Origin of the sequence: Microcoleus sp. B6-A1, from assembly GCF_036705085.1 — a bacterium.
Lineage (GTDB): Bacteria > Cyanobacteriota > Cyanobacteriia > Cyanobacteriales > Microcoleaceae > Microcoleus.
Genome location: NZ_JAUBTU010000150.1, coordinates 1 through 9,810 on the forward strand (window position 1 = coordinate 1; position 9,810 = coordinate 9,810).

At 49.0% G+C, this 9,810-nt stretch carries 7 protein-coding genes and 2 pseudogenes; 3 read left to right on the top strand and 6 right to left on the bottom strand.

The genetic code is table 11. From position 1 onward, the window contains the following. Positions 1-524 (top strand): annotated as a pseudogene (locus tag QUB11_RS30255) (transposase); the annotation flags it as partial. A gap of 50 nt (positions 525-574) precedes the next feature. After that, a pseudogene (locus QUB11_RS30260) lies at positions 575-985 on the top strand (zinc ribbon domain-containing protein); the annotation flags it as partial. On the opposite strand, the gene QUB11_RS30265 reads toward QUB11_RS30260, so the two are convergent. The 6 genes from QUB11_RS30265 to QUB11_RS30290 form a co-directional block, all read right to left on the bottom strand. Beyond that, positions 973-1,422: a hypothetical protein gene (locus QUB11_RS30265; RefSeq protein ID WP_333042233.1), complete on the bottom strand. Its 450-nt coding sequence runs from the start codon at positions 1,420-1,422 to the stop codon at positions 973-975. The pseudogene QUB11_RS30260 and the gene QUB11_RS30265 overlap by 13 nt on opposite strands. A gap of 80 nt (positions 1,423-1,502) precedes the next feature. Beyond that, positions 1,503-2,705, bottom strand: coding sequence for an anhydro-N-acetylmuramic acid kinase (locus tag QUB11_RS30270; RefSeq protein WP_333392486.1), 1,203 nt, complete (start codon positions 2,703-2,705; stop codon positions 1,503-1,505). 90 nt (positions 2,706-2,795) lie between these two features. Beyond that, positions 2,796-3,527: a PP2C family serine/threonine-protein phosphatase gene (locus QUB11_RS30275; protein WP_333392489.1), complete on the bottom strand. Its 732-nt coding sequence runs from the start codon at positions 3,525-3,527 to the stop codon at positions 2,796-2,798. Positions 3,528-3,941: 414 nt separating this feature from the next. Then, a complete protein-coding gene (locus QUB11_RS30280; RefSeq protein WP_333147538.1) occupies positions 3,942-5,708 on the bottom strand; it encodes an AarF/ABC1/UbiB kinase family protein in 1,767 nt (588 codons plus the stop codon). 111 nt (positions 5,709-5,819) lie between these two features. Further along, positions 5,820-6,152: a DUF6825 family protein gene (locus QUB11_RS30285; RefSeq protein WP_333207330.1), complete on the bottom strand. Its 333-nt coding sequence runs from the start codon at positions 6,150-6,152 to the stop codon at positions 5,820-5,822. A 520-nt stretch (positions 6,153-6,672) separates the two neighbouring features. Continuing rightward, positions 6,673-8,244: a serine/threonine-protein kinase gene (locus QUB11_RS30290; RefSeq protein WP_333392491.1), complete on the bottom strand. Its 1,572-nt coding sequence runs from the start codon at positions 8,242-8,244 to the stop codon at positions 6,673-6,675. A gap of 756 nt (positions 8,245-9,000) precedes the next feature. On the opposite strand from QUB11_RS30290, the gene QUB11_RS30295 reads away from it, so the two are divergent. Then, the gene (locus tag QUB11_RS30295; protein ID WP_333392493.1) at positions 9,001-9,615 is read left to right on the top strand and encodes a hypothetical protein; all 615 of its coding nucleotides are present in this window, start codon (positions 9,001-9,003) and stop codon (positions 9,613-9,615) included. Positions 9,616-9,810: the final 195 nt, after the last annotated feature.

Here is a 9,810-nt window from a genome sequence, read left to right on the forward strand (position 1 = left end):
CACCGATCGCGTCATTGGTTTTCTCACCGGATGGTCTGGGATTTTACATTCTTTATCTCTATCACATCTTTAAAAAACTGGTATTATCATAGGTTCACAGGATATTATCCAGAGTCCGTTCATGCAGAGCGCATTTACCGAAATCGGGAAAACCGAGCGTGGTGTAAAGAAAAAGGCATTAGAATTAGTGGACCTCCTTTAGGAAGACCTCCAGCAAATGTGAGTAAATCAAAAAAGAGGCAAGCGTTGAAAGATGAGAGGATTAGAAATGCAATTGAGGGCAAGTTCGGACAAGGCAAACGAAGATTCGGCCTGAATAGAGTGATGGCTAAACTTGATAATACATCTAGTACAGTTATTGCAATTACTTTTTTGGTAATGAATCTTTCTACCTGGTGGCGCCGGGTTTTTTGTGTGTTTTTATATCTATTTAGAAAAAGAACACCTGTTTTTTGGTTGGAGATAATCCCCAATTATTATTGGGGTAACTCGATACAGAAAAACTTATCTTTAACCGAGCTTGAATATATCGATCGCACCTGTTCTTGGCTGGCGATCGATTATTCAGCAAGCCCTAGCTAGGGCAATTAGCTTACAGGGATGGAGGGAATTTAGAACGCTTTGCGAGGCAAAATCCCAAAAATTAGAACGGGAATTTGTCGTCATTAGTCGATGGGAACCCACTAGCCAAGTTTGTTCCTGTTGTGGATTCCGGTGGGGCAAAGTTGATTTATCTATCCGCTCAATACTCTGTATTAATTGCGGTACTGAGCAGGATAGGGATGAAAACGCCGCAAAAAATATAGAAAAGGTCGGCACGGGGCATCGGCACGACCCTAAATGGACGGGGAGCGATTCTAAGACCTTTTCGGAGGCAGATTGCTGCGAACCGTCAAGAATCACCGCTCATGAAAGGACGGTGAGTATGTCAAATCAATCCCTAGAACTGGCAACTGTGGACTCTAGAAAGAGTTATTCCGGCTGACGTTCCAGAGTCGCCTCCATTGTACTCGTCAAGTAATGACCAGACATTATGCCACTAGATTGGTAGTAGCGGTTGTCATCAACCCGGTGAAGGGTATCAAAACCCGTCCTCCGCTGGCGTTCATCTCCCAACACCCAATAACGCTGGACGATCGACTGGGGAGCAATCCAACCTTCGCCCTCGACGCGGGCGAGTTCGCTGTGTTGGAGTACAAAAGTATACTGCCGTTCATCGCTGTTGAGGTGTCCTCGGTACTGCAAAATAATCTCTTCGCGATCGCCTCCAGGAAATACGAGCTTGGTCACCATACTGAACCAATCTGTTCGGTTCCAGCTCACTAAAGTTTTGCCTTTAACCGTAATTGGCACGCCATTGCGCTCAATCCAGCTTCCTTCGAGCGTCCATTGGCCAGATTCCATTAAAAACGTGTGAGCCACAGTGCTGTTCCTATGCTTTTGCTGCTGGCTACAATGCTGGTGCAACAACGCACAGCCGTTGTCCCTCAGACTCTATGCTATCACGCCCAACTGTGCCAACAAGAGTTAATTTCCCCTAAAAGTACCGGTGACCGGGCGCCAGTAACTTGAGGTAGATTGCCGGGAATGCCCCGAACCCGCCATGCGGCTAAAACCGCGAATGCGATCGCCTCTTTAAAATCTACATTCAACCCTGCCTCAGAAGTAGTCAACACTTGCACTGGATGCAATTGAGATTGCAATCGGCGTTTTAAGTAGAGATTGTGGCTGCCGCCCCCGCATAGTAAAACTCGATCGGGCATAGCCGGTAAAAAAGTTTGGTAACTGTGAACGATCGAGGCAACAGTCAGTTCTGTCAGAGTAGCCAGCACGTCAGCAGGACTGAGGTTGTAACCTTCGGCCTCGACCAAACACCTGTCAAAATAGTCTACACCAAATAGCTCTCGCCCCGTTGATTTCGGCGGTGCTTGGCGGAAGAACTCTGATCCGAGCCAATCCTCGACTAAAGCTTGACAGGGAGTTCCCGATGCTGCCCAAGCTCCACCTTCGTCGATCGTCTTAGTGCCACCTGAGAAGTGCTGCACTGCCAAATCTAACAGGGAATTCGCCGGGCCTGTATCCCAGCCCGATATCCCATCCCCAAGACTGAAAATCTCAGACTCGTCATTGTTTCCCCCTTTTCCTCTTGCCGGAAGATAGGTAACATTGCCAATTCCCCCCAGATTTTGGATGCAAAGGCTGATGTTGGGTTCCGCCAGCAGGCAGGCATCAACTATTGACACTAAGGGTGCTCCTTGACCCCCGGCAGCAATGTCTGCCGATCGAAAGTTACTCACAGTAGTAATTCCTGTCAATTCCGCAATTAGCGCGCCCCGCCCGAGTTGCAAGCTGTAGCCCATTAACGCACCGGCCCTGTCTTTCTGGGATTTCCCAGCAGGTCGGTGGTAGACAGTTTGACCGTGAGAGCCGATTAATTCGGCTTTATCATATTCTGCTTGAATTGTCAATGCCGCCGTGGCAAATTCTTGGGCGATGGCATCATCTAATTCTGCTAGTTCAGCCATTGACAAAGCTGAGCCACTGCAAACCGAGAGAATTTGCGATCGCAAATTAGCAGGATAAGAGAAAGTCTTGCCGGCCACCAATTGCACTTTCAAGTCTGTTTGGGAACCGACCACATCCACCAAAGCAGCATCAATGCCATCCACCGACGTGCCGCTGATCAAACCGATAACGCGGGTCATTCAATTTTAGATTTTAGATTTTAGATTTTAGATTGTTCACTTTTTCGATTTTTCGATTTTAGATGGTCGGGTGCGATCGGGCTATGAATATTATTTGAGGTCGATCGTTACGATCACCACAGTAATATTATCGCGTCCCCCTTTCTCCTTAGCTGCTTGAATCAAAGCATTTGCAGCGCCCTCGCAGGCGCGAATCGACTTCAGAGGCGAAGCAATCAAAGGATCGGAAAGTTCTTCAGTCAAGCCATCGCTGCAGAGCAGCAAGCGATCCCCAGGCTGCACGTCCACAGGCAAAATATCTATCTCCCGCAAATCATCGCGGCCCAAACACTGGGACAAAACGTGACGCCAAGGATGAGAGCGAGCCTGGTCAGGAGTTAGGGCTTTTCTTTTCACAGCCTGAGCCACCCAAGTCTGGTCTTCAGTAATCTGTTCCAAGCGAGATCCGTGCAGTCGGTACAAGCGAGAGTCCCCGATATTAGCGCACCAGGGTCGGCCCTCATCCCTAAACATTAGAACCACAGCCGTAGTACCCATATCAGCACGTTCCGGGTGGTCGAGCTGATCCGTCAAAATTGCTTGATTGGCAATTAAAAAAGCCTTTTCCAACAACAGGGGAGAATCCTCTGGCCCTTCCCAATGTTCGAGCAAATAAGATTGAATCGCCTGAGTCGCAATCCGGCTGGCTTCTTGACCTCCGGCGTGTCCTCCCATTCCATCGGCCACTATGAAAAATCGCCCGTCAGAGTCTATGTAGTACGAATCCTGATTTACGGAACGAACTAGCCCTGTGTCTGTCTTACCTGCGAAAGAGCGTTTCATAGATTGGGTGATTGGACTCATCGAACTTGAAAGCTTGATTTAATGGGGTGCGATTTTTTCTTCCAAAACTTAAATCCCGAACTGACTTGAAATTCTGCAGCCCGCGATCGCGAGTTTTGGAAAAATTGCACTTCCTTGACCTTATATTGTAGATCGTAAGATGGTCATCCCATCTTAAAATTTCGGTAAATCCAGTAAATTCAGCAGCACCTGCAAAAAAAACTGGATTTATACCCAAAATTAGAGGTTTGGCTGGCGAGAAATCTAGGCAGCAAACGGGTTTTTAGCCTCAAAGCGCATAAGTGTTGTAAATTTCAGCAATCTGTGGTCAGCCAGCCAAAACTTAACATTCGATGTCAAATTTTGGCTGGCGAGAAATCTCAAACCTGAAATTTCAAATCGCAAATTGCACAATTATGACATCCTGTCTAAACGATCGATCCGCTTGAACAAACGCATAAGAGCAAACCCTGCACCCGCCGCCAGCACGGCAACAGCGACAGCCGGCCAGACTTGATTGCTGACAAACAAAATTGTCGCCGACAAAGTAAAAGCACTCATCAGCAAAGCATAATTCGTACCCATTTGAGCGCTGCTCATGCGGCGGAGCAAACGTTCTGTTTCGGCCGAACGGACGCGAATCCGCAAATCTCCCTGTTCGAGTTTATCAATAGTCTCCTCAATCCGGCGGGGCAAACCCAAAGCACTCGAACTCACCTGAGCCGCCTGACGGCCGATTTCGTTAAAAATGCTGCTACTTGTATCATGGCCATTTCCATTAGTCATAAGCTGCATGGCAAAAGGTTGTGCCACCTCCATAAAGTTGAACTCGGGATCTAAACCTCGGCCCACCCCTTCGATGGTGGAAAAAGCTCGCATTACAAAAGTAAAAGTAGCTGGGAAGCGAAAAGGTTGGTTGTAGGCAATATCGTAAAGGTCGTCCGTAATCGCGCCCACAGACTGATTTTCAAAAGGCTTGTCCATGAAGTTATCCAGCATATACTGGATGCTGCGCCGCACCGGACTCATATCACCCGTAGGCACCAAAGCTCCCAAATTGATCAGAGAATCCATAATCCGCTGTCCATCCTTGGAAGCAATGCCGTAGAGCGTCTCCATCAGTCCTTCGCGGACGTTCGACTGGATTTGCCCCATCATGCCAAAATCGTAGAAAATCAGACAACCGTCAGCACTAACAGCGATGTTGCCGGGGTGTGGGTCAGCGTGGAAAAAGCCGTCGTTGAGCAACTGCCGCAAATAAGCTTTTGCCCCCAACTGAGCGATTAATTTACGATCGATACCGGCCGCTTCCAAAGCTTCGTAGTGGCTGATTTTTATCCCTGGCAGGTATTCCAAAGTCAGCACTCGCGGAGCCGCGTACCGCCAATAAACCCTCGGCACCCGCACCCAGTCACAGTTGCTAAAATTGCGGCGAAAAGTATCAGCATTGCGGCCTTCATGGAGATAGTCAATTTCCAGCCACAGAATGCGACAGCATTCCTCATAAATCCCCATCCAATCTCGACCGCGGCCCCACTTAGGATGGTTTTGAAAGTACCGGGCAATTCCCTTAAGAATTTGCAAATCGATCTCGAACAGTTTCCGCAGTCCCGGTCGCTGCACTTTGACAACCACTTCCGGGCCCGAATGTAGTTGAGCTTTGTGTACCTGACCCAGACTGGCAGCGGCCAGGGGCACCGGGTCAAAGCTGCGGTAGAGTTCTTGAACTGTCTTGCCCAAATCTTGCTCGACAATTACCTCCAATTGCTCGTAGCTGAAAGCAGGGACTTTATCTTGCAGCTTAGAAAGTTCCTCCACAAACTCTGCGGGGAACAAATCGGCGCGGGTAGAAAATAACTGCCCCACTTTAATGAAAGTTGGCCCCAAATCCAAGAGTGTTTCTCGAACCCAGATAGCTTGAAAGCGCCGTCTGGCAACTTTCTTTTCTTCAGTCACGCCTCCCCAGTAGCTCCAATTTTTGCTGTCGAGCCAGAGGGAAGCCAGCCAGAGCAAGACAAAGGCCCAAATGTCGAAGAAGCGCCGCTTCCGGGAGTATTTTTCGCGATTCCAGCGATAAGCTTTACTTTTGTAGGATTTACTAGCAGTTTTTTGCTCATCGGCTTCGCCAGTGTGCTTGGGGGAGCGCTGGCGATTAACAGAGTCATCAAGGAGAGCAGACACTTGGGTTCCCAAATTGCTTATTTTATGTTGTTGCTTTGATTGAAAGTAGGAGCGCAGGAGCGCAAAGCAATGCGCTCACGTAGTAAATAATAGTTGTGGTCGAGTCGATCGCTAGGGCAAACTGCTGCGGTAACGCTGCAATTCCGATCGCACCAGAGCCACTTCGGCGCGCAGCTCGTCAATAGTCGCTTGCAAATCAGCGGGATGGATGTCTTGAATAGTTGTGGTGCTTGCAGTGCCAGTTCGGGTCTGCATCGCCTCATCCGAAGCTCGATTTGCCCGTTCCACAACTCGATCGGTGAACTGTCGCAGGCGTTCTCTTTGTTCGGCGTCAAATTTGCCGATTTCAGAGAAAGCGTTGGTTGCTGCGCTTTCTAATTGCTCGTACAGTGCTTCGGCAAGTGCTCTGCCTACAAAAAAAGCATGAACTGGGGGTTTACTCATAAAAAATCTCTGTGCGCTTCCGCAACAAATTATAACTTGCTTGTCCCCAATGATGCTTGCTCCCAAAGGAAGGAATTTTGGGGGAATTGACACTCCCACCCCGAGTGTCGGGGATAGGATTGTTGAGAGTTAGAACAGTCTAACGCGCCACGGCTTAGCCCCCAAGCCTCGCTTACACTCGCTCAAATTCCAGATTCGGGTTGCTTTGTACCAAAATGTTTGCAGCTTGGCTACAGTAATACACGACTTCACACAACCTTAGCGCCGCGCACATATTCTAACATAATTTAAATCAAAATAGGAAACCGTCCTGCATTTTTTGGCGGGCATTTGGATTGCAGAGGGAATAGGAAATATTCGATAAACTCAGAGGGCGACTGTTGGGATTTTCAGATTCGACGGAAGTTTTTGGAAGCTAGTCGTTGGCTAGGTAGGGCCTTATTATCTCAACTACTGGGCGGATATTTGCTGACTTATAAAACCAAGTATTTGTCCGCACTTTTAACCAATAAAAACCATACTAATTTGTCGCAGGTTCGGGAAAAGGCATCGTGGGATCGGGCACAGGAGGTGGTGAATCAGGTGCGATCGAACTATCTGAATTGTTGCCACTGGGACTTGGTATCGCAGGCTCAGGCGATCGGTCGATCGGCGACGCTATTACTGGCGACGGGGATTCCGACGGCGGCAGGGTTTCAGCGCTAGCACTCCCAGGGACAGGCGGTGCGGGTGCGGCGGGCGGTTCAGCAGGCAGGGGCGCAACTTCCGGTACCGGTGCGGATTCAGGTTGGGGTTCTGGCTCGATTTCGGTTGGAGGCTCTGGAATGGGGGACTCAGAAGGCTCCTCTGCGGGTTCGGGCGCCGGCGATGGCTCAGGTTCCGCTTCGGGCTCTGGGGCGGTAGTTTCCTGGCTTGGAGGCTCAGAAGGTTCGGCGCTAGTTTCTGAGGGCTCGTCGCTCTGTTCGGAAAGGTTGCTGCTGTCTAAGGGGGGTTTGGGACGCTTGTTGAGTTCGATCGGGTAGAGAGGGCTGCTTTCGACAGATGGCTGCCCGAACATCGGCCCTGACAAATCGCGGGATTTGAGCAAATCTTCGAGAGATGGGAAGGATTCAATTTTGGGACTATTACTGAGACTGGTGCTGTTGTAGTGCGATGCTAGGTCAAAACCCATCCAGCCTGCAATTGCAGCCGTTACGACAAACGCCAGAAAAGTCAACTGCGGCGGGGGAGGTGCGGGCAATCTTAGACTTTGCTTGCCTTTTCTTTTTACTGATACTCGCTCTGTTTCTTGCAGCATGGTGAGCCAATTTTCCACTGTTTGAGGGCGGTTGTGAGGGTCGATTTCGAGTCCCTGAAGGATGGCTCGTTCGATTCCTGGGCTGAGGTTGGGCTGAAATTGCCGTAACTCAGTCAAGGGAATGCGATCGCGCAGGGGTGCTGCTACGGGCGCCACGCCGGAGAGTAAGTAGTAGAGGGTGGCGGAGATCGCGTAGATGTCAGTGGCCTGTGTACATTTACCGTCATGGAGGTATTGTTCGATCGGCGCGTACCCAGGGGAGAGCAAGTTGGTGTGGGTTTGCTTGGTGCCGGCGGTAAAGCTGCGGGCAATTCCGAAATCTATTAACATTACTACGTGAGAATCGGCTCGCCGGATAATATTTTCTGGCTTGATATCTCCGTGCAGCAATCCGCTGTGGTGAACTGTACTTAAGGCTGAGGCTATTTGCCGAATATAGTGCAGGGCCTGGGCTTCTGGGAGCGGCCCATCGGTTTCGACTATTTGGGCGAGAGTTTGGCCCGGAATGTAGTCCATTGCAATAAAAGACTGTCCGGCTTCTTCAAAAAAGTCAATTACCCTGACTATGTTGGGATGCTGACACCGCGATCGGTGTTGGGCTTCGGCAATAAACTGCTGCTGAAATTGGGCAGATTCTGGGTGTTGGCGCAGACTTTCGTTGAGGGTTTTGAGTACGACGGTTTGGTTTAAATGGGTGTGGATAGCTCGGTAAGTGATGCCGAACCCTCCTATCCCTAAAGTCGCGTTAATTTTGTATTTGCCCTGTTGCAGGACTGTTGCTGGCGCTAAGTTCATCTTCAGTTGATGCCGTTTCCCAAACTATGCTACCGCTTTTGGGTTATTTCGCAGAGTTAGGGGTGAGGTTCGATCCATCGGCGCCCTAGTTTGAGCTTTAGCTCTGCTATATCTTTAATCTTGGCATCCCCACGTCATTTTATCTGTAGATTGTGAAACTTAACGCTCCGGCTTTCCAATAATAAAAATCCCGCTCTTGTGGAACGGGAAAGCCATCAGGGTGCATCTATAATGATCAGACTCTAACTTATGGGGGGTACAACCCCTCATTGCTTTAGCAAGTCTTTAAGATTAGCCGATTTTTGTAAAAATTTAGGTTTTATGTTGACTTATGAGCAATCTTATGATCACTAAGATTGCCGGATGGCGATCTTGAGCTTGGGGAATTGACACTCTCACGTCTGATGTTGCTCCCAGAGTCAAACATTACAGACCAGATTACCTTTTTGGCTCAGATGAAGTTCAGGCGAGCGGCATAAAATAACAAAGAGGCATCGTATCGGGCTTAATCTTGAGACTGCAAATGGCTCAAACCTTGTAAATAAAAAGGCTGTAAGCATTCTCCAGACATTTGTAGCCCATAGCCATAAATGCTTCAATCGCTGTTCGCGTTACACACCAAGGTCTGGAGGCAAGCTCAAGTTCCCCCCTTCGGGGAACTTGAGCTTAAGTTGTCACCAATGGGGTCTTCCTGGTAACGAGAAGCGAGCGATTAGCAATTAGCAAATTAGTAATTACTTATTCTTTGGTTTGAAAATGTCTGTTAAACAATCACATTACGAGACTTTACTAGCAGAGTACAGCGAATCTTCTGCCGCGATCGCCCTGCTGAAAAAATATCGGGTTTACATGGAAATGATTCCGAGTATCCGCCGCGCCCTTGAGAGTTTAATCACAATTCCTTTGCCAATTGCCCGCTTGCGGGACGGGGTTTCGTATGCGGGAAGCAGCGGCACTAGCATATCGCCCGGACAGGCAGTTTGTTTGCCCTGCGATTTGGCGATTTTGATGTGTGATCCTGAATGGAAAGTTAAAATTGGAGTGGAAATTTTGATTTTCATTCATCGTCCGGGCGAAGAGTTTTCTGAGTTGCTCGGCCGCTGGCGACAGTCTCAGGTTTGGCTGGATAAAGGTTACGAATGGGTGATGCCGCACCGCTACAGACATATTTACAGCGATGAAGCTGAGGCTGTTCATCCGCTATTTGTTTTGTTTGAGGAAACGCCGGAAGTGATTCAACGGGGTTTGATGGCGGCGGGTTTGCCGTTTGTGGTGGAAAGTTTCGAGTCTGGGAGTGAGGAAGTAGAGGAGGAAGAGTTTCTCGGTAGCGGGGAACTGGGAAGTATTGGTGAAGAGAGTTTTGATTTGTAGGGTTTGGTGCGATCGCCTATAGCCATCGTATTGCTTGAAGTAAAGTAGATTTTTTTCCAACCGCAGAGGGCGCAGAGGGCGCAGAGAAAGAGAAAAGAGAGAAATATTGATGTTTTTGAACCCACATTCCGCACCCCCAACTGGCACATACGCGGATTGAGGGGGTAAAAGTGAATCATCCGAGACAAAGCGTGA

Bases quoted from the DNA above. Each gene is read 5' to 3' on its own strand.
- QUB11_RS30270 (WP_333392486.1), bottom strand. From the start codon at position 2,705: ATGACCCGCGTTATCGGTTTGATCAGCGGCACGTCGGTGGATGGCATT.
- QUB11_RS30275 (WP_333392489.1), bottom strand. From the start codon at position 3,527: ATGAAACGCTCTTTCGCAGGTAAGACAGACACAGGGCTAGTTCGTTCC.
- QUB11_RS30285 (WP_333207330.1), bottom strand. From the start codon at position 6,152: ATGAGTAAACCCCCAGTTCATGCTTTTTTTGTAGGCAGAGCACTTGCC.
- QUB11_RS30290 (WP_333392491.1), bottom strand. From the start codon at position 8,244: ATGAACTTAGCGCCAGCAACAGTCCTGCAACAGGGCAAATACAAAATT.
- QUB11_RS30295 (WP_333392493.1), top strand. From the start codon at position 9,001: ATGTCTGTTAAACAATCACATTACGAGACTTTACTAGCAGAGTACAGC.